Below are 20870 nucleotides of genomic sequence, written 5' to 3' on the forward strand. Positions count from 1 at the left end.
TCTTGTCAGCCATGCACCGTCGCGAGAGGTCGGACGGAGCGCAAAACGGGCCCCTCGGGGCCCGTTTTCACTGGCTGTAAGCCTTACTCGCCGGCAGGCGCCGCCGCTGCTTCCCCGGCTGCACCCTTGACGGTGCGGACGGTCTGCTTCTCGCGGATACGGGCTGCCTTGCCGGTCAGGCCACGCAGGTAATACAGCTTGGCGCGGCGGACATCGCCCCGGCGCACCACCTCGATCGAGGCCAGGCGCGGCGAATACAGCGGGAACACACGCTCCACACCCTCGCCGTAGGAAATCTTCCGCACGGTGAAGGAGGAGTTCAGCCCGGCATTGCTGCGGGCAATGCACACGCCCTCGAAAGCCTGGACGCGCTCACGCGTGCCTTCGACGACCTTCACATTCACGCGCAGCGTATCGCCCGGCACGAATTCCGGCACCTGGTGATCGGCCGTGACCTTGGCGATCTGCTCCTGCTCGAGCTGTTCGATGATGTTCATTGTCCTAATCCCTACCTAACCTAATGCCTGCCTAACCGTGAACCCTGCCGCGCAGGGCCCTGCGGCAAACCGCTTCAACCAACGCCTCGCGGCGCCTAGAGCCGGATCGTTTCAGCTTGGATCAGACATCTGATTCAAGCTGAAACGTGAATCCGTCTCTAATCAAAAACATAGAGGGCGATTCACGCTTTAAATGGATCACTCAAGTGATCGCATTTAAAGCGATCGCACTCTAGTTCCCGTCTTCCTCACCAGCCGCGACATAGGCCGACCAGAGGTCGGGCCTGCGTTCGGCCGTAATCCGTTCCGCTTCCGCGCGGCGCCACTGCCGCACCTTTTCGTGATGACCCGAGGTCAGCACCTCCGGCACCACGCGCTCGACCCCGTCATGGTCGATCCAGGCCTGCGGCCGCGTATAGTGGGGATATTCCAGCAATCCCCGCTCGAAACTCTCTTCGTCCAGGCTTTCCTCGGACCCCATGGCCCCAGGCAGCAGCCTGACACAGGCATCTATCATCGCCATCGCCGCCGGTTCGCCCCCGGAAAGGACAAAGTCGCCGAGGCTGACCTCGACGATCCGGCGCGAGTCGATGACCCGCTGATCCACCCCTTCGTACCGGCCGCACAACAAAGTCACGCCCGGCCCGTCCGCCAGATCGCGCGCCATCGGCTGATCCAGCTTGCGGCCGCGCGGTGACAGGTAGATCACCGGCCCCGGTCGGTCCGCGACCGCCCCCAACGCCGCATCCACGACATCGGGCCGCATCACCATACCGGCACCGCCGCCGAAAGGGGTATCATCGACGGAGCGGTGTTTATTACGCGCGAACTCGCGAATGTCCAGCGTTTCCATTAGCCAGACGCCCTTTTCCAGCGCCTTGCCCGGTAGCGACGCCCCGAGCGGCCCCGGAAACATCTCCGGGAACAGCGTCAGCACGGTCGCCCGCCAGCTCATTCCGCATCCTCTTCGCCCGCCGAACCGCTTTCCAGCAATTCAGCCGGCGGATCGGCAACCAGCCGGCCGCCCGCAATATCCACCACCGGGACAACGGCCCGCGTGAAGGGAAGGAACACGCTGCCGCCTTCCTCCCGGATCACCTCCAGCACGTCGCCGGCGCCGAAATCATGGACCGCCTTCACCGTGCCGAGCCGGTCGCCCGCCACCTGATCGACCCCAAGACCGATCAGATCGGCATGGTAGAACTCATCCTCCTCCAGCGCCGGCAGGGCATCGCGGCTGACATACAGCCGCAAGCCCTTCAGCGCCTCGGCGGCATTGCGGTCGGCAACACCGGACATTGATGCCAGCACGACTTTGCCTTTCGGCTGGCCGGCCGGCTTCAGCGTCAGGCTGCGTCCCGCGTCACTATCGCGCCGCTTTCCGGTGAGCGTGCCGTATCCGAAGATCGCGGCAGGCTCGCCGGTGAAGCTGCGGACGCGGAGCTGGCCCCGGATACCATGGGCGCCGACGACGACTCCGAGCAGGACGAGATGTCCTGCGGCGCCATCGTCAACTGCACCTGCCGGCGCCGGCTGGCGCTCTGGGTGGCTCGCCATGACCAGGCTGCTCCCGTCCTTAAGCTGCGCGCTGCCATCGGCCCGGCGCCTTAGGCGCTGGGCTTCTCGGCTTCGGCCGCTTCCTCGGCCGGAGCTTCAGCAGCTGCTTCTGCGGGGGCCTCGGCAGGGGCTTCCTCAGCCGGCGCGGCAGCAGCCTCGGCGGCGGCCTCAGCCTCGGCCTTCTCCGCAGCGGCCTTCTCGGCCAGAGCAGCCTGTTCCTTCAGGCGCTCCTGCGCCTTGGCGCGCGGCTGGTTCTTCTTGGTCTGCTCCGGCAGGGCCGGGGTCTCGCCCAGGCCGACAGTGGCCAGGAAGCGCGCGACGCGGTCGGTCGGCACGGCGCCAACCGAGATCCAGTGCTTGGCGCGGTCGGCGTCGATCTTCAGCCGGTCCGGGTGGCCATGATCGACCATCGGATTGTAGGAGCCGATGCGCTCGATGAAGGCGCCATCGCGCGGGGCGGTGCTTTGCGCCACCACGATGCGATAGAACGGACGCCGCTTCGCGCCGCCACGGGCCAGACGAATCTTCAGTGCCATTAGTTTCTTCCTTAACCTGTTACGCGTGTTCTGGTTGATCTCGGATTAAAATCTCAGCGCCGGCCGAAACCGGGGGGCAGCTTGCCGCCGGGCAGCTTCGGCAGGCCGGGGAGGCCACCGCCGCCCAGGCCCCCTAGGCCACCGGGCGGGAGTTGCGGCGGCGTGCCGCCTCCGCCACCCATCAGACCGCCCATCATGCCTTTCAGCATGCCGGACTTGCCCATCTGCTTCATGACCCGGCTCATGTCCTGATACTGCTTCAGCAGCCGGTTCACTTCCTGCACCGTTGTGCCGCTGCCGGCCGCGATGCGCTTGCGGCGCGAGGCGTTCAGCAGCTTGATGTCCTTGCGTTCCTTCTTCGTCATCGAGGAGATGATGGCCTCCTGATGGGCCAGCTGCTTCTCGTCGATGTTGGCGCCGGCCAGCTGCTTCTTCATCTTGCCGATGCCGGGCAGCAGGCCCATGACGCCGCCGAGCCCGCCCAGCTTGCGCAGCTGGCGCAGCTGCGCTGCCATGTCGTCCAGGTCGAAATCGCCCTTCGCCATCTTCTTGGCGAGCCGCTCGGCCTCGTCCTTCTCGATGGTCTCCGCAGCCTTCTCGACCAGCGAGACGACGTCGCCCATGCCGAGGATGCGGCCGGCGATGCGCTGCGGATGGAAATCCTCCAGCGCGTCCATCTTCTCGCCGACGCCCAGCAGCTTGATCGGGCAACCGGTGACGGCGCGCATGGACAGCGCGGCACCGCCGCGCGCATCGCCATCGACACGGGTCATCACGATGCCGGTGACGCCGACGCGCTCTTTGAAGGCCTTGGCGACATTCACCGCGTCCTGGCCGGTCATCGCATCGACGACCAGCAGCACCTCATGCGGCTGTACGAGGTCGTGCACCGAGGCCACTTCGGCCATCAGCGCCTCATCGACATGCAGCCGGCCGGCGGTGTCCAGCATCACCACGTCATAGCCCTGCAGGCGGCCGACGGTCATGGCGCGCTTGGCGATGGAGACCGGCTGTTCGCCGGCCACGATGGGCAGGGTGGCAACGCCGGTCTGCTCGCCCAGGATGCGCAGCTGTTCCTGCGCCGCCGGACGGTGCACGTCCAGCGAGGCCATCAGCACCTTCTTCTTGTCGCGCTGGGTGAGGCGGCGCGCCAGCTTGCCGGTGGTGGTGGTCTTGCCCGAACCCTGCAGGCCGACCATCAGGATCGGCACCGGGGCGGGGGCGTTCAGATCGACCGGTTCCGGCTCCGCGCCCAGCATCTCGACCAGCTGGTCGTGGACGATCTTCACCACCATCTGGCCCGGCGTGACCGAGCGCAGCACTTCCTGGCCGACCGCCTTCTCGCCGGCCTTGGTGATGAATTCCTTCACCACCGGCAGGGCGACGTCAGCCTCCAGCAGCGCCACGCGCACTTCGCGCATGACGGCTTGGACGTCGCTCTCGGAGAGCGCGCCGCGCCGCTTCAGTCGCTCGAACACATCGCCGAGCTTGCCGGTCAGGCCGTCGAACAAGGGCTCTATCCCGTTGCCGTTGGGTCGGTTAAACAATCCTCACCGCAAAGATGTTCGCCCAAACGAAAATGCGCCCGTGCGCGAAACTCGCGGACGGACGGTGCCCCCCGGACAGGGGTGGAGGGCTTCTATGAGCGGCCAACTTGCCGTGAACGGGGCGGAAACTACGGGAAGCCGGTGCCAGAGTCAATCACGGAGGGGCCTCTAGGCTGAAGGCCAGTCGGGGGATTTATGGGGAACAGCGATATAAAAGACTTCTGGGCCGCCTACCGGGCAGCGACGGGTGTGCCGGATCAGGCCTATGACGTCGTCAGCTTCGGGGATTCGCCAGAACTTGCCGATGAGCTGCTGGCGCTGGTGCGTACCGGGCGCAAGCGGGGCACGGCCTCGCTGTTGCGCGACTATGCGCCGGGCGCGGTGCCGAAGCCGGGCGATCACGTGCTGGTGCTGGATGGTGCGGGCGTGCCCGCCTGTATCTGGCGGACCGTGCGGATCGACATCCTGCCCTTCATCGAGGTGGGGGAGGATTTCGCCGCGGCAGAAGGCGAGGGCGATGGCAGCCTCGCCTATTGGCGCGAGGGGCATCGCCGCTATTTCGGCCGGCAGGCAGAGCGCGAGGGCTTTGCCTTCGATGACCGGATCGAGGTGGTATGTGAGCGGTTCGAGATCGTCTGGCCGCCGGAGCTGGCGGACCGTCAGGGTGGGGCTATTTCCCCACGCGCTTCAGGCTCTTGATCGGGCCGCGTGGCTGGCCTGACATTTCCGCGATCTTGCGGTCCTGGTCCATGATGAAGGTGCGCGCGGGCGCATCGCCGTCCAGGCCGTCCAGCAGCTCGCCGGGCACCTTGCGGTTGGAGGACAGGCTGCCATCCTCATAGATCACATTGAACAGCACGAAGCTGGCGGGTGCGGCGGGTTTCTTCTGGCGGCCCAAGATGGTCTCCAAGGGATAAGGTAAAAGGGCACGAAAGGTGGGCGGCGGACGATGTCGTCAGTCGCGGGTTTCGTCAGTCCCGGGTTTCGTCAGTCACGGACTTCGGGCGGCGCATCGGATGTGCCGCTGTCATCGGTATCGCTGTCGGCGGGCTCGCCGTCGAGCAGACCCTTGCGCTTGGCGACTTCCTCTTCCTTGCGCTGGAGCTTTTCCTTTTTCTTCTGCTCCTTGGCCCGGTTTCGTTCGGCGCGTTGCTGATTATAGTTCGGCTTGAAGGCCATCTGGGCGTCTCCCGGCAGGCTGAAATGAAAGGGGCCTGAAATGAAAAGGGCGCCGGTACTCCGGCGCCCTTCCGCTTTAGGCTCTGACGCGAGGGTCAGACGGCCTTCAGATTCTCGGCCGAGGTCTTGCCGCGCTTCGGATCGCGCTGTTCCTCGTAGGAGATCTTCTGGCCTTCATTCAGGCTGCGCATGCCAGCGCGCTCGACGGCGGAGATGTGGACGAAAACGTCCGGGCCGCCATTCTCCGGCTGGATGAAGCCATAACCCTTGGTGCTATTGAACCACTTGACGGTACCGATCGGCATAGATGCCTCCTTCGTTGTCGGTTCGCGCCACCCGGATGGGCGGAGCGTCGCACTCTGTGTCCAGGGATAGCGCGAACTGGACACCCGAAGGGGCGTTACGAGCCGGCAGTCTGAAGCAGAATGGTCACAGCAATGTGGGGCCGTTCCCCTGAAAAAGCAAGGGGAATGGCGGAATTCAGGAAAAGATGAGCCACAGCAGCAGGATGAGGGGAATGGGAATTCCCACGAGCCAAAGTAATATGTAGGGCATTGGTGTCTCCTTCAACAGTTCTATAAGAGAACGATTGATCGTGCGTTTTCGATCCTGCCCATCGGCCTCTGCAAGGCAGCCCTGCGTGCGCCTGCACCGGAAAGCACGGCTGCCAGCTTAAGCTGGCCGTGGACTCTGGGGGCCCGCTCGCCATATAACGCGGACTATGGAAAAGCTTCCGTTCATAAAGATGCACGGGCTGGGCAACGATTTCGTCGTGCTGGATGGCCGCGCCGCGCCGATCGCGCTCAGCGAGGCGCAGATTCGCGCCATCGCCGACCGGCGCACCGGCGTGGGCTTCGACCAGATGATCGTGATCGAGCCGCCGAAGAACGGCGCCGATGCCTTCATGCGCATCCTGAATGCCGATGGCGGCGAGGTGGAGGCCTGCGGCAATGCCACGCGCTGCGTCGCCTCCTGGCTGTCGGAAGAGGCGAACCGTCCGGCGCTGTCCATCGAGACCGTGGTCGGCACGCTGCTGACCAATGTGAATGCGGATGGCACCGTGACCGTGGATATGGGCGAGGCGCGCCTTGGCTGGGATGAAATTCCGCTGGCCCGCGAGATGGACACGCTGAAGGTGGCCGCCGGTGTGGCGCCGCTGCTGGAGGCCACCTGCGTGAATGTCGGCAATCCGCATGCCGTCTATTTCGTGGAGGATGCCGAGGCGATCCCGATGGCCGAGATCGGCCCACGCATCGAGCATGACCCGATGTTCCCGCAACGCATCAATGTCGAGGCGGTACAGATCCTGTCGCCGACCAGGATGCGCATGCGGGTGTGGGAGCGCGGCGTCGGCATCACCCGGGCCTGCGGCACCGGCGCCTGCGCCAGCCTGGTCGCTGCCGTGCGGCGCGGCCTGTCGGAACGCAAGGCGGATGTGATCCTGGATGGCGGCACGCTGACCATCGAATGGACGGAAGCAGGCCGGGTGCTGATGACCGGACCGGTCGCCATCTCCTACCGGGGCGAGCTGGAGCCTGCGGTTATCGAGTCTGCCCAATGAGCGTCGAGATCGTCACCTTCGGCTGCCGCCTCAATTCCTACGAATCCGAGGTGATGAAGGATCTGGCTGGCAAGGCCGGGCTGAGCGACACGGTGATCGTGAATACCTGCGCTGTCACCGCCGAGGCGGAACGCCAGGCGCGCCAGACCATCCGCAAGCTGCGCCGCAAGAATCCGGATGCCAGGATCATCGTCACCGGCTGCGCCGCCCAGGTGAAGCCGGAACAGTTCGCCGCCATGCCGGAGGTGGACCGCATCCTCGGCAATGAGGAGAAGCTGAAGGCGGAAAGCTATGGGCTTGCCGGCGAGGCGCGCGTGCTGGTGAATGACATCATGAGCGTGCGCGAGACCGCCGAGCATATGATCGCCGGCTTCGAGGACCGCGCCCGCGCCTTCGTGCAGGTGCAGCAGGGCTGCGACCATCGCTGCACCTTCTGCATCATCCCCTATGGCCGGGGGAACAGCCGTTCCGTCCCCATCGGCCGGGTGGTGGAGCAGGTGCGCGAACTGGTGCGCAACGGCTATCGCGAGGTGGTGCTGACCGGCGTGGACATCACCAGCTACGGCCCCGACCTGCCGGGCAAGCCGGCGCTGGGGCAGATGATCCGCCGGCTGCTGGCGAATGTGCCGGAGTTGCCGCGCCTGCGCCTGTCCTCGCTCGATCCGGTGGAGATCGACGATGATCTGTTCCGCTTGATCGCCGAGGAGCCGCGCCTACTGCCGCATCTGCATATCAGCCTGCAGGCCGGCGATGACATGGTGCTGAAGCGCATGAAGCGACGCCATCTGCGCGGCGATGCCATCGCCTTCGTGGAGAAGGTGAAGGATCTCCGTCCCGATATGGTGTTCGGTGCCGACCTGATCGCCGGCTTCCCGACCGAGACCGACGATATGTTCGAGAACACGCTGCGCAGCGTGGAAGAGTGCGATCTTACGTACTTGCACGTGTTCCCTTACAGCGAGCGCCCCGGCACGCCGGCGGCGCGCATGCCGCAGGTGCCGGTGGAAATCCGCAAGGAGCGTGCGGCCCGCCTGCGCGCGGTGGGGGAGGCGCGGCTGGCCAACTACCTCGCCTCGCGCATCGGGACCGAGGCCGAAGTGCTGATGGAAAAGCCCGGTATCGGGCGTACCGAGCATTTCGCGCCCATCGCCCTCGACACCGACGTCGCGCCTGGCACCATCCTGCGTGCCAGGGTAACCGGCGCCGGGGCGGAGCAGCTTACCGGCCAGACCGTCGATATCCGGACCGCCGCATGACCGACCAGAATACCGAGACCGAAGCGCGCAAGCCGGGCTGGCTGGCGCGGCTGAAACAGGGGCTTGCCCGCACCTCCGCCAAGCTGGGCGGCGGCATCATCGGGCTGTTCACCAAGCGCAAGCTGGACGAGGCCACGCTGGAGGAGCTGGAAGAGCTGCTCATCCAGGCCGATCTCGGCGTGAAGACCTCGGCCAAGCTGACCGCCAACCTGGCACGCGAACGCTTCGAGAAGGAAGTGACGTCGGAGGAAGTCCGTCAGGCCTTCGCCGACGATATAGCGGAAATCCTGACCCCGGTCGCGCTGCCGCTGACGCTCGACCCCGCCAACCGGCCGCATGTCGTGCTGGTGGTCGGCGTGAACGGTACCGGCAAGACCACGACCATCGGCAAACTGGCCAAGCAGTTCCGCGATCAGGGCAAGAAGGTCATGCTGGCGGCCGGCGATACCTTCCGTGCCGCCGCCGTCGAGCAGCTGAAGATCTGGGGTGAGCGCACCGGCGCGCCGGTCATTGCCGGGCCGGAGAATTGCGATGCCGCCTCGCTGGCCTTCGATGCGCTGAAGCAGGCGAAGGCGGAAGGCGCCGATGTGCTGCTGATCGATACCGCCGGCCGGCTGCACAACAAGGCCGCGCTGATGGACGAGCTGAAGAAGGTGATCCGCGTCATCACCAAGCTGGAGCCGTCGGCGCCGCATTCCACCGTGCTGGTGCTGGATGCCACCACCGGCCAGAACGCCCATGCCCAGGTCGAAACCTTCCGCGAGATGGTGAATGTGACCGGCCTGGTAATGACCAAGCTGGACGGCACCGCGCGTGGCGGTGTTGTGGTGGCGCTGGCCGATGTCTTCGGCCTGCCGGTCCATGCGGTCGGCGTCGGTGAGGGGGCGGACGATCTGCGCCCCTTCGATGCCAACAGCTTCGCGCGCAACCTGATGGGGCTGGAATAGGCGCTATACGCTCCGCGCCCGGACGGTACGCCCCGCCGGGAAGGTCACGCGCACGATGGTGCCGCGGCCGGGCCAGCTCTCGATCTCCATCTCGCCATCATGCAGGCCGATCAGGCTGTCGATGATCGCAAGGCCAAGGCCGGTTCCCTGAATCTTGTGTTTCGCGGCCCGGCTGGCGCGGCCGAAGCGCTGGCGGATCAGCGGAATTTCCTCCGGCTCGATGCCGATGCCGGTGTCGGAGACGAGAACCTGGATCGCCGCCGAGGCGGTCAGCACGGCGGATACCGAGACCTGCCCGCCGGCCGGCGTGAACTTGATCGCGTTGGAGATCAGATTGACCAGGATCTGGCGTGTCATGCGCTCGTCCGCCAGCAGATGCGGCAGGCCGGGCGGCACGTCGTTGGTCAGCTCGATCTCGGCACTCTCCGCCCGGTCCGCGAACAGCCGGATCGCGCCCTGGACCAGGCTGGCGACATGGACATGGCTTTCGATCAGCGTCAGCCGTCCGGCCTCGATCTTGGCCAGGTCCAGCAGGTCGTCGATGAATTCCAGCAGGTGCCGTCCGCTGGCGTGGATATCCTCGGCATAGTCGCGGTAGCGCGGATTGTCGAAGGGGCCGAAATATTCGCCCAGCATCACTTCCGAAAAGCCGATGATCGCATTCAGCGGCGTGCGCAGCTCGTGGCTCATATTGGCCAGGAAATCGCTCTTCGCGCGGTTGGCGATTTCCGCCTCTTCCTTTGCGCTGCGCAGCTCGTCTTCTGCCGCTGCGCGTTCGGTGACGTCGATCACCTGGGCGATGACCTGCGGATCGCCACCCTCTGTCGGGCTGATCACCGCCGTCGTCATCAGCCCGACGACGATATCGCCCGACTTGGTGATGTAGCGTTTCTCGAACTGGAATTCGCCGTGGCCGTTCTGTGCCTGCACTGACAGCCGCTGCTCAAGCGCCACCGCGTCATCGGGGTGCGTGACGTCGCGCACCACCATCTGCATCAGCTCTTCCCGGCTGTAACCTACGAAGCGGCAATAGGCGTCGTTCATCCGGATGTAGCGGCCTTTCATGTCGACCACGGCCATGCCCATCGGCGAGCGCTCGAACAGCAGTCGGAACAGGGCTTCCTTCCTGGCCTCTTTGGCGTCGCGCCGGGTGATTTCCGTGGCGTCGCTGGTGATGACCAGCGTGGCGCCATCGGCCAGCCTTTCCTCACGCAGGGTGATGACCCGGCCATCCCTGTGCGGCAGCGTTAGCGTACCCTGGGGATTGCTGTGATAGGCAATGCGGTAGGCCAGCCATTGTTCGACCTGTTCCGGCGTGCGTTCCGGCTGCAGGTTCTGGATGTTTGCGCGCAGGATGTCGAAATAGTGGTTGCCGGGAACAAGCAGCTCCGCAATGTGCGGGAAAAGCGCCCGGTGCCGGCTGTTGCACAGGACCATCCGATCATCGGCGTCGAACAGCACGATCCCCTCGGAGGAAAGGTCGAGCGCTTGAACAAGACGCATCGCCGCGATGTTGGCGGTATCGACCTCGCGGACCTGATCGGTGATGTTCTGGCAGGTGCCGCGATACCCTTGGAAACGTCCCTCGGCGTCGAAGACCGGGTTGCCGGAGACGCTGACCGTGCGCTCCTTGCCGTCCGGATCGAGATAGCTATAGCGGTAATCGAAAAAAGGGCGGTGATTTGCCAGATCGTCCAGATGCCGGTGCCACGCCGCCACATCCTTGCGCGGCATGCCGACCTCGGCGCGGGTCTTGCCGAGGAACCCGGCGGGATCGTAGCCGGTCTCCGTTCTGAACTCGTCGGACAGGTAGGAAAACCGCAGCTCGGAATCGGTTTCCCAGCGCCACAGCCGGGCAAGGCGCGGCACTTCGCGCAGTTTTTCGAGCTCCGCTTCAAGGCTGGCAAGACGCGCCTGCAGGGCCTCCATATCGGTGGCCTGCGTCGGGTCAGGAGGGGGATTGCTCTCGCCGGCCATGCCTGGTTTTCGTCCTTACCGCGTCATGCGCCTCGCAAGAGACCGCGCGTGGCCAGATTGCGCATCAGGGCGCGGGTGCCGAACTCCCAGGGCGGAATACGGTCCGTCCGGTTTACACGGTTGACCAGCCGGCCCAGCTTCGCGCTGGTGATCGTCACCAGATCGCCAACCTTATGCGTGAAGCCCTGGCCGGGCGCATCACGATCCTCGACCGGGGCAAACAGCGTGCCGGTGAACAGCACCAGCCCATCGGGATACTGATGGTTGGCACCGATGGTCTGGGCGGCAAGGTCGGTCACGTCGCGGCTGATCTCGGCCATGGAGCTGCGGCCATCCAGGCGGAAGCCATCCTCGCCTTCGACGGTCAGCGACAGCTCCGCCTGGCGGACATCCTCCAGCGTGAAGCTGGCATCGAACAGGCGGATAAAGGGGCCGATGGCGCAGGAGCCGTTATTGTCCTTCGCCTTGCCCAGCAGCAGGGCGCTGCGCCCCTCGACGTCGCGCAGATTGACGTCATTGCCGAGACTGGCGCCGACGATCCGTCCGGCGGGGGAGACTGCCAGCACGATCTCCGGCTCCGGGTTGTTCCAGGAGGAGATCGGGTGGATGCCGATCTCCGCACCGCAGCCGACCGCCGACATCGGTTGTGCCTTGGTGAAGATTTCCGCATCCGGGCCGATGCCGACTTCCAGATATTGCGACCACAAACCACGGGCCATCAGGGCCTGCTTCAGCCGCAGGGCGGCGTCCGAGCCGGGCTTCACGGCGCGCAGATCGTCGCCGATCTCGGCCACGATCAGCTTGCGCACGCCCTCGGCGGCGGCAGGGTCACCCTTCGTCTGTTCCTCGATCACCCGTTCCAGCATGGAGCGCGCGAAGGTCACGCCGGCAGCCTTCACCGCCTGCAGGTCGCAGGGCGCCAGCAGCCAGGGCTTCTGCGGGTCGCGGCTGTCGGCCCTGCTGTTGGCCAGCAGAGCCTCGACCGGCGCTAGTGCCTCGCCGTCTGCCTCCTGCAGGGCGGCGGCCGGGTCGGGCGTATCCAGCAGGTCGGCAACGGTCGGCCAGTGCCGCGTAACATCGACAACCATGCCATCGCGAAGGGTTATGACGCACGGACCGGCAATGGCAGGGTTCCAGGCGCGCCCCACCAGCGTCGCCCCCCGCCAGTCTTCCGGCAAGATTTCCAGCCCCAGTTCATTACGCATCGTTTCCTCGACGCAAGTTCTTGTCGTTCGGACAGTAGCAGGCCAATACTTCCAGGCAATAATAACGTGTAGTCCGAAAGGAATGCTGATGCCTGCCGAAATGGCAAAGGCTGGCCGGGCAGGCGATCCGCCGCGCAAGGTTGTTTCGATTGGCGAATGCATGGTGGAGCTGCGCGACCGCCCGGACCAGCTGTCCCGCGCGTTCGGCGGCGATACGCTGAACACGGCGGTTTATCTGGCGCGGCTGGGCATTCCGGTCGCCTATCTGACGGCACTGGGGGACGATCCCTACAGTGCCGAGATGCTGGCCGCCTGGCGTGCCGAAGGCGTGGGGTGCGGCGATGTCGCGATCCTGCCCGGCAAGCTGCCCGGCCTGTATGCGATCCGCGTCGATTCTGGTGGGGAGCGCTCCTTCTTCCACTGGCGTACTGCCGCCGCCGCGCGCGACATGATGAAGGACGCCGCCGGCGACCGCATCGCCGATGCCATCGCGCGTACCGGCTGCGCCTATCTGTCGGCGATAACCCTGTCCATTCTGGATGCGGCCAGCCGGGCGCGGCTGAATGGCGCGCTGGACGCGCTACGCGGCGCCGGCGGTCTGGTCGCCTTCGACAGCAATTACCGGCCGCGCAACTGGTCCGGCCGCGAGGCTGCCCGCCTTGCCGTGCAGGCGACGCTGGCGCGGGTCGATATCGCGCTGCCGACCTTCGAGGACGAGCAGGCTTTGTTCGATGACCCGACGCCGGAGGCGACCCTGGCCCGGCTGAGCGCGCTGGGCGTGCCCGAAATCGTGGTGAAGCGCGGCCCCGCCCCGGCGCTGGTTGCGTTCGGCGGGCGGACTTGGCAGATTCCTCCCGAGCTGGTTGCCGAGCCCGTGGACACTACCGCGGCCGGCGATGCCTTCAATGCCGGCTATCTGGCCGCCCGTCTGCGCGGGCAGGAACCGCCGGCGGCAGCACGCGAGGGACACCGCCTTGCTGCCGCCGTCATCCGTCATCCCGGCGCGATCATTCCGGTCGCCGCCATGCCCACAGGTGAGCTTTTCGCATGACCATCCGCTTCTATGACCTCGTCGGAACCGATCAGCGCCGCATGAGCCCCTATGGCTGGCGCGTGCGCATGGCGCTTGCCCATAAGGGGCTGGACTCCGAATGGGTGCCGGTGCGCTTCACCGACAAGGAGATCATCGGTTTTTCCGGCCAGAAGCTGGTGCCGGTGCTGGTCGATGGCGACACGACAATCCATGACAGCTGGGCCATCGTGAACCACCTGGAGACAGCCTATCCCGACCGGCCCAGCATCTTTGGCGATTCTGGCGGGAAAGCGCTGGCCGAATTCGTCATGCACTGGACCAACACGCAGGTGCATCCGCACCTCATCAAGCTGATCCTCGGCGATGTGTTCAGGATCGTGCTGCCGGAGGACCAGTCCTATTTCCGCGAGAGCCGGGAAAAGCGCTTCGGCATGACGCTGGAAGCCTTCACCGACCAGTCGCCGGAACGGCTGGCGGCCTTCCGCGCGGCGCTGGAGCCGATGCGGCTCTGCCTGGCGTCGCGGCCCTATCTGGCCGGTGCGGCGCCCTCCTATGCCGATTATGCGCTGTTCGGCAGCCTGCAATGGGCACGCTGCGGCAGTCCGCTGAAGCTGCTGGACCCTAGCGACCCGCTCTACGGCTGGCGGCAGCGCCTGCTGGAGAGCTTCGACGGCATGCCGGGCAAGGCGGTGGGCTTCGCGGCCTAGGCCGCGGCTTCCAGCTTCTCCGCGAGGTCCAGCAGCATCCAGTCGCTGCCGGGCAGGCCGGCGATGGAGATGCCCAGCGGGCAGCCATCCAGCTTTGCCAGCGGCAGGGTCATCTGCGGCATGCCGGTCAGGCCGCCGGTGCAGGTCAGCTTCAGCATGGCGGCGCGGTAGGCGCCCTCGGCTGCTCCCGACATGCTCTTCAGCGGCGCCGGCCCGCTGGAGGCCGGCAGGCACAGCACATCGCCCGGCTGCAGCATGGCGGCTAGGCGCTGGCGCGCTTTCTCCCGCACCTTGCCAGCCTCGGCGACCTGTTCCGCCGTCACCTGCCGGCCAAGGTTGAAGCGCTCGGCGATTTCCGGCGCCATCTTCGGCTTGGTCTTGGCGATCCATTCGCCATGCGCCTGCCAGGCCTCATGGCCCTGGATCTGGCGGAAGGCGGCGAACCAGACATCGAAGCCGTCCGGGTTCAGCGTCGCGTAATGGCGCGGCCCGACCGCGGCGATCAGCCGGTCCACCAGCGGCTTCAGCGCGGCGCGCACATCCGCGCTCACCAGGTCGAAGCAGTCGGTGGCGATCACCAGCCGGCCGTCGGGGAAGCTTTCGCGCGGCCCCAGCAGTACCTCGCCGATGCGGGCCATGGTGCGGGCGTCGCGGGTGAACCAGCCGACCGTGTCGAAACTGTCGGCCAGCGGCACCAGCCCGTCCTTTGCCACCCGCCCGTGCGTGGTGCGGATGCCATAGAGGCCGCAATTGTTTGCCGGCACGCGGATGGAGCCGCCGGTATCGGTTCCGAGTGCGGTATCGACCAGTCCGCCCGCCACGGCGGAAGCGGAGCCGCTGGAGGAGCCGCCGGGCAGCCGGTCGGGGCCGGCCGGATTCACTGGCGTGCCGTAATGCATGTTCACGCCGGCCAGGCTGTAGGCCAGCTCGTCGGTGATGGTCTTGCCGTACAGGGAAGCACCGGCGTCCAGCAGCTTGCGGACCGAGGAGGCGGTGGCCGTCGCCGGTGCGTGGGTTGCCAGCCAGTCGGGATTACCGGCCCCGGTCACATGGCCTTCGATATCGAACAGATCCTTCGCAGCGAAGGTGAGGCCGGACAGCGGCCCGCCCGGCTTGCCCTCGATATGGATATCGCCATGCGGGCAGAAGCAGCCCAGCCGGTTGTCCAGTGCCATCGGTCTCTCTTCGTTTGCGGGTAAGGTCGGATGAAATGTGTCAGCAGCCCAGCTTGTCGGCGAGATCCGTGAAGCTGTCGGCGGCAAGCTCGATGCCGGGTTCGACGGCCAGGTCGCGGGTCTGGCCGGGGCCATGTTCGGTCGGCCGGGCGACGAACGCCGTGCGGAGGCCGCTTTTTGCGGCGGCATGCAGGTCGGCATTATGGGCGGCGACCATCATGCACTGCGCCGGCGCCAGGCCCAGCAGTTCCGCCGCTGCCTCATAGGCGCGGGGCTGCGGCTTGTAGGCGCGCGCCACTTCCGCGCCCAGGATCGCATCCCAGGGCAGGCCGGCGCGCTTGGCCATGTTCACCATCAGCGCGACATTGCCGTTCGACAGGGTGGCGATGACGAATTTGCTTTTCAGCCGGGTCAGCCCCTCGACGACATCCGGCCAGGGGTCGAGCCGGTGCCAGGCCCGGTTCAGCCGGTCGATCTCCTCCTCCGGAATGCCGGTGACGCCAAACCGGTCGAGCAAGGTGAGCAGGCTTTCGCGGTGCAAATCGTCCAGCCTGGTCCAGGGGCGGGCGCCGCTGCGCACCTCTTCCATCGAGGGCTGGTAGAGGCTGCGCCAGGCATCGGCGAAGGCATGCCCGTCGAGCCCCAGACCGTGCGAGCGCGCAAAGGCATCGACCTCGCGCGCGATGCTGGTGCGCCAATCGACCACCGTGCCGAACACATCGAACGTTAAGGCCTTTACCGCGGAAAAATCCATGCCCCACCCCCTGCTGCGCCGAAGCTGCCCCTTTGTTGCGTCGCATCCTAGCGCCGGTCGTCCAGCCAATCCATGGGGTGTTATGGTGTTTCTCTCCTGTCAAATCTCAGCGCTTTTTCTTAATCAGTTGATTTCGCCGTAAAATTCCTGTGTATTGCGAAAGAGGAGGGGATGATGCGGATTCTATTGGCGCTTCTGGCAATTGCCGTCCTGGGAGGGTGCGCTGCGACGCAAAAGCCGCAGGCGCCTTCGGTTGCCGTTCTGCCGCCGCAAGAAGAGCCGCTGCTGAACCCCTATCCGGAAACGGACGAGTTCCTGCAATGCGTGCCCTTTGCCCGCACCGTTTCCGGCGTCGAGATCTATGGCGATGCTTGGACCTGGTGGGGCCAGGCCGAGGGGCGCTATGCCCGCGGCAAGGCGCCGAAGGTGGGGGCGGTGCTGGCGCTGCGGAAGACCGGCCGGTTGCGCCTCGGGCATGTCGCGGTGGTCGTTGCACAGATCGACGAGCGGCGTCTACTTGTCAGTCACGCGAACTGGGGCGGGGACTCCCGGACGCGGGGAAAAATTCACACGCGCCAGCCAGTAATGGATGTCTCTCCAGCCAATGACTGGAGCCAGCTGCGCTTCATGAACACGCAAGGATCATTTGGAAGTGTCTATCCTGCGCATGGCTTCATTTACCCGGCGCAGTCAGTGGCAACGCTGACAAGATAACGGGAAATTCAATTGTGTAAAAATTTATGAAAATCTGCAGATGAAGAGTTGAGGTTTTGGTTTTCATAAATGGAGTGATTTTTCTTTTTTGAATTAACATTAGTTTAACGATTTACAACGAATCTGTTATCTTCACAGCTGTCCTATATATCCAAAGATGGGGGACTCGATGTTTCTGTGGAAGAAGGACATTCATATCGAACCGGGGATGCGGGTCGAGACCTTGAGCCGCTGGGGCGACACGAGCTGGATGATCGAGGGGGTCGTCAGCATTGAAGGGATTGCCCATGCCCGACTGATGCCGGTTGATCCGTCGCGCGATTCGATCACCATCGCGGTGTCGGCACTGGCTGACAAGCAGCGCTTCCGGGTGCATCCGATGGCAGCCCTCGCCGGCTGAAGCCGGTACTTGCCCGCGCAGGCTTCCATCGGGCCCTTTCCGCCGTCTGTACGCCACAGGCGGCACCCCGGCCGTGTTCCGCTCGCTCTCGCTTCGGCGGGGACTTGATCAGGTATTTCCCCTCTCCTACATAAGGCATGGCGGCGCCAATCGGGCCGCCGGCTTCAGGCGCCGCTTACCGGGCCTTCTGAAGCCGTCTCAAGACCGTCTCGCTCATCGGGAGGAGAGGAAGGTCGTATGACGCGCATGCCTGCATTCAACAGCCCGTTCCTTCTGGGCTTCGATCATTTCGAGCGGGCGCTGGACCGCATCAGCAAGGCGTCCACCGAAAGCTATCCCCCGTACAATATTGTGCAGACCGGCCCGAACGAGCTTCGGATCACGCTGGCCGTCGCGGGTTTCGGCCCCGAGGCGCTGGAAGTGCTCGTCGAGGGAAACCAGTTGCAGATTCGTGGCCGGCAGGTCGAGGAGACGGAGCGGGTCTTCGTTCATCGCGGCATTGCCACCCGTCAGTTCCAGCGCAGCTTTGTGCTTGCCGAGGGGCTGAAGGTCAGTGCGGCGACCCTGAACAATGGCCTGCTGCACGTCGATCTGGAACGCCCGGAGCCAGAAGCGGCGGTCCAGCGCATCGCGATCAAGACGGTATCTTAACCAATCATCAGTGATTTGCCCCCACTATGGGGCGTCCGGACCGGGCGCAGGCTGCTTGCCACAGGCCGCCCGGAGGAATATGGGATAGTGACCATGAACATGCTTCAGAAATTCCACCCGATGTCGCATCAGGATCTGGTCATGCTGGGTCTGAACGATGTGGCCTATATCCGCAGGGTCTCTTCAAAAGAGGGTCCGGCCAGCTTTGCCATCCATGCGGCAGATGGCACCGAAATGCTGGTCGTGGACAATGTCGCGCTGGCGATGGCGACGATCCGCCAGAACGACATGGAGCCGCTGCTGGTTCATTGATCGGGCCAGGGGATCGAATCAGAGCGCCCTTGCGGCGCCCGGTTCCAGCCTTTTAGGGCTCTCCGCTTCTCAGGCGGCGTGGCTGGCCGGCGCCTGGGTCAGCACGGCATAGAGCCCGTCCGCCGTGTCGCAGCCGCGCAGCTTGCTGCAAATGGTGCGGTCGCGCAGCAGGCGGGAGACGCGCGCCAGCGCCTTCAGATGATCCGCACCTGCCGATTCCGGCGCCAGCAGCAGGAAAATCAGATCGACCGGCTCGTCATCAATCGAATCGAAATCGATCGGCTTGTCCAGCCGGGCGAAGATGCCGTAGAGGCGCGTCAGCTCCGGCAGCTTGCCATGCGGAATGGCGATGCCATTGCCCACGCCGGTGGTGCCCAGGCGCTCGCGCTCCAACAGCACTTCGAAAATCCGCCGCTCCTCCAGACCGGTGAGGTCGGCGGCCTTGCGCGCAAGCTCCTGCAAAGCCTGCTTCTTGCTGGTCGCCCGCAGAGAGGCGATCACGGCATCTGGCGAGATCAGGTCCATAATTTCCATGATTGAAACGGCCCCGTTGTGTCTGTTGCGGGGCGGGCACGGCCCGCCCGTTCCTACATCTGGGGATCGATCCACCCTATATTGCCGTCCTCACGCCGATAGACGACGTTCAGCCGGCCGTTTGAAGCAAGGCGGAACATCAGTACCGGCTTGCCGCCAAGATCCATCCGCATGGCCGCATCACGCGGCGTCAGCGTGGGAATTTCCGTCTTCATTTCGGCGACGATCAGCGCGTCATCGCCGACAGGCTCCGCCCCGTCTTCTTCCGGTTCGGGCGCCAGAACATAGTGCTGTGCCGACAAGGCGTCTTCAGCCCTGGCCGCGTTCTTGTGGTGGTCGCGCAGCCGGCGCTTGTAGCGCCGCAACTGCTTGGCGATCCGGTCGCAGGCATTGTCGAAGGCGACATAGGCGTCATCCGCCTGGCCGCTGGCCTGCACGTCGATGCCCCGTCCGACATGCACGTCGATATCGGCGGTGAACATCACCGCATCGCGTGACATGACGACATTGGCTTCAAGCGCCGACCCGAAATACTTCTCGATCTCGGAACGCAGATTGCTGTCGATATGCTGGCGCAAGGCGTCGCCGACATCAATCTGCTTGCCCTTGACGGTGAGCTGCATCGAGCACCCCGTTTCTTGTGTTTATCCACTCCGCCGGTCCGCCGCCGATGCGGATTTTATCCGGCAAGAGGCGCGGACCATACTGCCCCCGCCTGAAGAGTCAAGCTTAGCCGCGCCGGCCTGGCAAGGCCTTGACAAAAGCAAAAATTGGGTTTGCCGGATCACAGTCCAAGGCTTTTTTCCCGACGGCGCTGGACCGATGAGGGAATGCGCATGGATTCCCGATACTTGGCGACCGTTCTTCGGGCGATATCTATGCCGCCATTCTGCAAGATCTCGACAATCCGGTCATCCGACAGCACGCCATCGGCGGGCTCCGCATCGATCAGCGACTTGATGCGGAAGCGCACCGCCTCGGCGGAATGGCTCTCGGCACCGTCCATCGCCGAGATCGCGGCGCTGAAAAAAAACTTCAGTTCGAACACGCCACGCGGGCCGGCGATGTACTTGTTCGCGGTGACGCGGCTCACTGTACTTTCATGCATGCCGATGGCGTCCGCGATGTCGCGCAGCACCAGCGGGCGCAGATGGCCAATGCCATGCCGGAAAAAGGCATCTTGCTGGCGGACGATCTCGCCCGCCACCTTGACGATGGTGGTGGCGCGCTGGTGCAGCGACTTCACCAGCCAGTTCGCCGATTGCAGCTGCTCCGACAGGTAATCCTTGTCCTCCCGGCGCAGGCCGCCGCGGCTGATCGCGGCATGGTAGCGCCGGTTGACCAGCACGCGTGGCAGGGTGTCGCTGTTCAGCTCGATCTCCCAGCCGCCATCGGCGGCCGGGCGCATCAGCACATCGGGAATCAGTGTCGGCGGTGCTTCATGCTCGAACCGCTCGCCCGGCTTCGGGTTCAGCGCCTTGATCTCCCCCACCATGTCGGCGAGGTCCTCATTATCGACGCCGCAGATCCGGCGCAGGGCTGCGAGGTCACGGCGCGCCAGCAGCTCCAGATTGTCGAGCAGCGCCTGCATCGCCGGGTCCAGCCGGTCCTTCTCGCGCAGCTGCAGGGCCAGGCATTCCTTCAGCGAGCGGGCGAAGATGCCGGGCGGGTCCAGCCGCTGCAGCCGGTCCAGCACAGACTCCACCTGTTCCAGCGTACAGCCGAGCGAGTCCGCCACGGTCTCGCAGCCGGCAGTGAACCAGCCGCAATCGTCCAGCAGCCCGATCATGTAGCTGGCGATGGCACGCTCCACCGGGTCGGCGAAATCCGCCCCGACCTGTTCGTTCAGATGGTCGGACAGGCTTTTCTCCGAGGCCAGCGTGCGGTCGCGCTGGTCCTCCTCGTCGCTGAAATCGCCACCGCCGCCGCCGGAGGTCTTCCAGTTCAGCGATTCGCCGTCGCTGCCCTCGCCGGTATATTCGTTGCTGCTCCAGAGATTCTGGTCGCCGGAGTCGGAATCCAGCGGCCCGTCGCCCTCGCCTGGCAGGGTGCCGCTGCCGGTCAGCAGGGAGGTGTCCTGCCGGTCGGAGGAGGCCAGGGGCATATCGTCGCGGTCGAGATCGGCGTCTATGCCACCCTCGATGCGGATGTCGCCATCGCCATCGTCGCGCTCCAGCAGCGGGTTCTGCTCGATCTCGCGCTCGATAAAGTCGGCCAGTTCCAGGTTGGAGAGCTGCAGCAGCTTGATGGCCTGCTGCAGCTGCGGCGTCATCACCAACGCCTGCGACTGTCTCAGGTCTAACCGCTGCGCCAATGCCATGACCGTTC

Annotated in this window: 25 protein-coding genes; 10 read left to right on the forward strand and 15 right to left on the reverse strand. The window is 65.2% G+C overall.

Translation table 11 applies throughout. The annotated features are described in order from the left end of the window. Window positions 1-83 precede the first annotated feature (83 nt). The 5 genes from rplS to ffh all read right to left on the reverse strand — a co-directional run bounded on the left by rplS (window position 84) and on the right by ffh (window position 4101). A complete protein-coding gene (gene rplS / locus P24_RS06655) occupies window positions 84-497 on the reverse strand; it encodes a 50S ribosomal protein L19 (RefSeq protein ID WP_008943931.1) in 414 nt (137 codons plus the stop codon). Window positions 498-729: 232 nt separating this feature from the next. Beyond that, window positions 730-1452, reverse strand: a complete 723-nt coding sequence (gene trmD / locus P24_RS06660; RefSeq protein ID WP_008943932.1) for a tRNA (guanosine(37)-N1)-methyltransferase TrmD — start codon at window positions 1450-1452, stop codon at window positions 730-732. Next, window positions 1449-2054: a ribosome maturation factor RimM gene (gene rimM / locus P24_RS06665; RefSeq protein ID WP_008943933.1), complete on the reverse strand. Its 606-nt coding sequence runs from the start codon at window positions 2052-2054 to the stop codon at window positions 1449-1451. Before rimM ends, trmD begins: the two co-directional genes overlap by 4 nt. A 50-nt stretch (window positions 2055-2104) precedes the next feature. Beyond that, window positions 2105-2590 (reverse strand): 30S ribosomal protein S16, encoded by a 486-nt coding sequence (rpsP, locus tag P24_RS06670; RefSeq protein WP_008943934.1) that lies wholly within the window; start codon window positions 2588-2590, stop codon window positions 2105-2107. A 53-nt stretch (window positions 2591-2643) separates the two neighbouring features. Next, the gene (gene ffh / locus P24_RS06675) at window positions 2644-4101 is read right to left on the reverse strand and encodes a signal recognition particle protein (protein ID WP_008943935.1); all 1458 of its coding nucleotides are present in this window, start codon (window positions 4099-4101) and stop codon (window positions 2644-2646) included. Window positions 4102-4332: 231 nt separating this feature from the next. On the opposite strand from ffh, the gene P24_RS06680 reads away from it, so the two are divergent. Then, window positions 4333-4836, forward strand: coding sequence for an ASCH domain-containing protein (locus P24_RS06680; protein WP_008943936.1), 504 nt, complete (start codon window positions 4333-4335; stop codon window positions 4834-4836). Here the strand turns inward: P24_RS06680 and P24_RS06685 are convergent. From P24_RS06685 to P24_RS06695, 3 genes are all read right to left on the reverse strand, one after another. Beyond that, window positions 4808-5035, reverse strand: a complete 228-nt coding sequence (locus P24_RS06685; RefSeq protein ID WP_008943937.1) for a hypothetical protein — start codon at window positions 5033-5035, stop codon at window positions 4808-4810. The genes P24_RS06680 and P24_RS06685 overlap by 29 nt on opposite strands. A gap of 89 nt (window positions 5036-5124) precedes the next feature. Then, window positions 5125-5316: a hypothetical protein gene (locus tag P24_RS06690; protein ID WP_008943938.1), complete on the reverse strand. Its 192-nt coding sequence runs from the start codon at window positions 5314-5316 to the stop codon at window positions 5125-5127. A 95-nt stretch (window positions 5317-5411) separates the two neighbouring features. Continuing rightward, complete coding sequence (locus P24_RS06695; RefSeq protein ID WP_008943939.1) at window positions 5412-5621, reverse strand: cold-shock protein; 210 nt, start codon at window positions 5619-5621, stop codon at window positions 5412-5414. A 416-nt stretch (window positions 5622-6037) separates the two neighbouring features. Here P24_RS06695 and dapF point away from each other — a divergent pair, with 416 nt between their 5' ends. From dapF to ftsY, 3 genes are read left to right on the forward strand one after another with little or no spacing between them, the layout of a single operon-like run. Beyond that, a complete protein-coding gene (gene dapF, locus P24_RS06700; protein ID WP_008943940.1) occupies window positions 6038-6877 on the forward strand; it encodes a diaminopimelate epimerase in 840 nt (279 codons plus the stop codon). After that, complete coding sequence (gene mtaB / locus P24_RS06705) at window positions 6874-8133, forward strand: tRNA (N(6)-L-threonylcarbamoyladenosine(37)-C(2))-methylthiotransferase MtaB (protein WP_008943941.1); 1260 nt, start codon at window positions 6874-6876, stop codon at window positions 8131-8133. Before dapF ends, mtaB begins: the two co-directional genes overlap by 4 nt. Continuing rightward, complete coding sequence (ftsY, locus tag P24_RS06710; RefSeq protein WP_008943942.1) at window positions 8130-9080, forward strand: signal recognition particle-docking protein FtsY; 951 nt, start codon at window positions 8130-8132, stop codon at window positions 9078-9080. The genes mtaB and ftsY overlap by 4 nt, the downstream gene beginning before the upstream one ends. Window positions 9081-9083: 3 nt before the next feature. Here ftsY and P24_RS19120 read toward each other — a convergent pair whose 3' ends face one another. After that, window positions 9084-11057, reverse strand: coding sequence for a PAS domain-containing sensor histidine kinase (locus P24_RS19120; RefSeq protein ID WP_008943943.1), 1974 nt, complete (start codon window positions 11055-11057; stop codon window positions 9084-9086). A 23-nt stretch (window positions 11058-11080) separates the two neighbouring features. Then, window positions 11081-12262, reverse strand: coding sequence for a fumarylacetoacetate hydrolase family protein (locus tag P24_RS06720; protein ID WP_008943944.1), 1182 nt, complete (start codon window positions 12260-12262; stop codon window positions 11081-11083). Window positions 12263-12350: 88 nt separating this feature from the next. Between P24_RS06720 and P24_RS06725 the strand changes: the two genes are divergently transcribed. Together P24_RS06725 and P24_RS06730 are read left to right on the forward strand one after the other, a co-directional pair. Further along, window positions 12351-13313, forward strand: a complete 963-nt coding sequence (locus P24_RS06725; protein WP_237740171.1) for a sugar kinase — start codon at window positions 12351-12353, stop codon at window positions 13311-13313. Continuing rightward, window positions 13310-14002 (forward strand): glutathione S-transferase N-terminal domain-containing protein, encoded by a 693-nt coding sequence (locus tag P24_RS06730; protein WP_008943946.1) that lies wholly within the window; start codon window positions 13310-13312, stop codon window positions 14000-14002. The genes P24_RS06725 and P24_RS06730 overlap by 4 nt, the downstream gene beginning before the upstream one ends. On the opposite strand, the gene P24_RS06735 is transcribed toward P24_RS06730, so the two are convergent. Then, complete coding sequence (locus P24_RS06735; protein ID WP_008943947.1) at window positions 13999-15177, reverse strand: amidase; 1179 nt, start codon at window positions 15175-15177, stop codon at window positions 13999-14001. The genes P24_RS06730 and P24_RS06735 overlap by 4 nt on opposite strands. 40 nt (window positions 15178-15217) lie before the next feature. After that, window positions 15218-15931 (reverse strand): haloacid dehalogenase type II, encoded by a 714-nt coding sequence (locus tag P24_RS06740; RefSeq protein ID WP_008943948.1) that lies wholly within the window; start codon window positions 15929-15931, stop codon window positions 15218-15220. Between the two features lie 171 nt (window positions 15932-16102). On the opposite strand from P24_RS06740, the gene P24_RS06745 reads away from it, so the two are divergent. The 4 genes from P24_RS06745 to P24_RS06760 all read left to right on the forward strand — a co-directional run bounded on the left by P24_RS06745 (window position 16103) and on the right by P24_RS06760 (window position 18008). Continuing rightward, on the forward strand, window positions 16103-16645 hold the full coding sequence (locus P24_RS06745; RefSeq protein WP_008943949.1) for a CHAP domain-containing protein: 543 nt from the start codon (window positions 16103-16105) through the stop codon (window positions 16643-16645). Window positions 16646-16814: 169 nt separating this feature from the next. After that, complete coding sequence (locus P24_RS06750) at window positions 16815-17045, forward strand: hypothetical protein (RefSeq protein WP_008943950.1); 231 nt, start codon at window positions 16815-16817, stop codon at window positions 17043-17045. A gap of 237 nt (window positions 17046-17282) precedes the next feature. Further along, on the forward strand, window positions 17283-17696 hold the full coding sequence (locus tag P24_RS06755; RefSeq protein WP_008943951.1) for an Hsp20 family protein: 414 nt from the start codon (window positions 17283-17285) through the stop codon (window positions 17694-17696). Window positions 17697-17789: 93 nt separating this feature from the next. Next, window positions 17790-18008 carry a DUF1150 family protein gene (locus P24_RS06760; protein WP_008943952.1) on the forward strand — a complete coding sequence of 73 codons (219 nt, stop codon included), beginning with the start codon at window positions 17790-17792 and terminating at the stop codon, window positions 18006-18008. A gap of 69 nt (window positions 18009-18077) precedes the next feature. Here P24_RS06760 and ptsN read toward each other — a convergent pair whose 3' ends face one another. From ptsN to rpoN, 3 genes are all read right to left on the reverse strand, one after another. After that, the gene (ptsN, locus tag P24_RS06765) at window positions 18078-18542 is read right to left on the reverse strand and encodes a PTS IIA-like nitrogen regulatory protein PtsN (protein ID WP_008943953.1); all 465 of its coding nucleotides are present in this window, start codon (window positions 18540-18542) and stop codon (window positions 18078-18080) included. Between the two features lie 53 nt (window positions 18543-18595). Continuing rightward, on the reverse strand, window positions 18596-19165 hold the full coding sequence (gene hpf, locus P24_RS06770; protein ID WP_008943954.1) for a ribosome hibernation-promoting factor, HPF/YfiA family: 570 nt from the start codon (window positions 19163-19165) through the stop codon (window positions 18596-18598). A 161-nt stretch (window positions 19166-19326) separates the two neighbouring features. After that, complete coding sequence (rpoN, locus tag P24_RS06775; protein ID WP_040706845.1) at window positions 19327-20862, reverse strand: RNA polymerase factor sigma-54; 1536 nt, start codon at window positions 20860-20862, stop codon at window positions 19327-19329. Window positions 20863-20870: the final 8 nt, after the last annotated feature.

It is taken from the genome of Oceanibaculum indicum P24, from assembly GCF_000299935.1.
GTDB classification, from domain to species: domain Bacteria; phylum Pseudomonadota; class Alphaproteobacteria; order Oceanibaculales; family Oceanibaculaceae; genus Oceanibaculum; species Oceanibaculum indicum.

Coding starts and splice junctions, on each gene's coding strand:
- rplS (WP_008943931.1), bottom strand. CDS start 497: ATGAACATCATCGAACAGCTCGAGCAGGAGCAGATCGCCAAGGTCACG.
- trmD (WP_008943932.1), bottom strand. CDS start 1,452: ATGAGCTGGCGGGCGACCGTGCTGACGCTGTTCCCGGAGATGTTTCCG.
- rimM (WP_008943933.1), bottom strand. CDS start 2,054: ATGGCGAGCCACCCAGAGCGCCAGCCGGCGCCGGCAGGTGCAGTTGAC.
- rpsP (WP_008943934.1), bottom strand. CDS start 2,590: ATGGCACTGAAGATTCGTCTGGCCCGTGGCGGCGCGAAGCGGCGTCCG.
- P24_RS06680 (WP_008943936.1), top strand. CDS start 4,333: ATGGGGAACAGCGATATAAAAGACTTCTGGGCCGCCTACCGGGCAGCG.
- P24_RS06690 (WP_008943938.1), bottom strand. CDS start 5,316: ATGGCCTTCAAGCCGAACTATAATCAGCAACGCGCCGAACGAAACCGG.
- P24_RS06695 (WP_008943939.1), bottom strand. CDS start 5,621: ATGCCGATCGGTACCGTCAAGTGGTTCAATAGCACCAAGGGTTATGGC.
- dapF (WP_008943940.1), top strand. CDS start 6,038: ATGGAAAAGCTTCCGTTCATAAAGATGCACGGGCTGGGCAACGATTTC.
- mtaB (WP_008943941.1), top strand. CDS start 6,874: ATGAGCGTCGAGATCGTCACCTTCGGCTGCCGCCTCAATTCCTACGAA.
- ftsY (WP_008943942.1), top strand. CDS start 8,130: ATGACCGACCAGAATACCGAGACCGAAGCGCGCAAGCCGGGCTGGCTG.
- P24_RS19120 (WP_008943943.1), bottom strand. CDS start 11,057: ATGGCCGGCGAGAGCAATCCCCCTCCTGACCCGACGCAGGCCACCGAT.
- P24_RS06720 (WP_008943944.1), bottom strand. CDS start 12,262: ATGCGTAATGAACTGGGGCTGGAAATCTTGCCGGAAGACTGGCGGGGG.
- P24_RS06725 (WP_237740171.1), top strand. CDS start 12,351: ATGCCTGCCGAAATGGCAAAGGCTGGCCGGGCAGGCGATCCGCCGCGC.
- P24_RS06730 (WP_008943946.1), top strand. CDS start 13,310: ATGACCATCCGCTTCTATGACCTCGTCGGAACCGATCAGCGCCGCATG.
- P24_RS06735 (WP_008943947.1), bottom strand. CDS start 15,177: ATGGCACTGGACAACCGGCTGGGCTGCTTCTGCCCGCATGGCGATATC.
- P24_RS06740 (WP_008943948.1), bottom strand. CDS start 15,931: ATGGATTTTTCCGCGGTAAAGGCCTTAACGTTCGATGTGTTCGGCACG.
- P24_RS06745 (WP_008943949.1), top strand. CDS start 16,103: ATGATGCGGATTCTATTGGCGCTTCTGGCAATTGCCGTCCTGGGAGGG.
- P24_RS06750 (WP_008943950.1), top strand. CDS start 16,815: ATGTTTCTGTGGAAGAAGGACATTCATATCGAACCGGGGATGCGGGTC.
- P24_RS06755 (WP_008943951.1), top strand. CDS start 17,283: ATGACGCGCATGCCTGCATTCAACAGCCCGTTCCTTCTGGGCTTCGAT.
- P24_RS06760 (WP_008943952.1), top strand. CDS start 17,790: ATGAACATGCTTCAGAAATTCCACCCGATGTCGCATCAGGATCTGGTC.
- ptsN (WP_008943953.1), bottom strand. CDS start 18,542: ATGGAAATTATGGACCTGATCTCGCCAGATGCCGTGATCGCCTCTCTG.
- hpf (WP_008943954.1), bottom strand. CDS start 19,165: ATGCAGCTCACCGTCAAGGGCAAGCAGATTGATGTCGGCGACGCCTTG.
- rpoN (WP_040706845.1), bottom strand. CDS start 20,862: ATGGCATTGGCGCAGCGGTTAGACCTGAGACAGTCGCAGGCGTTGGTG.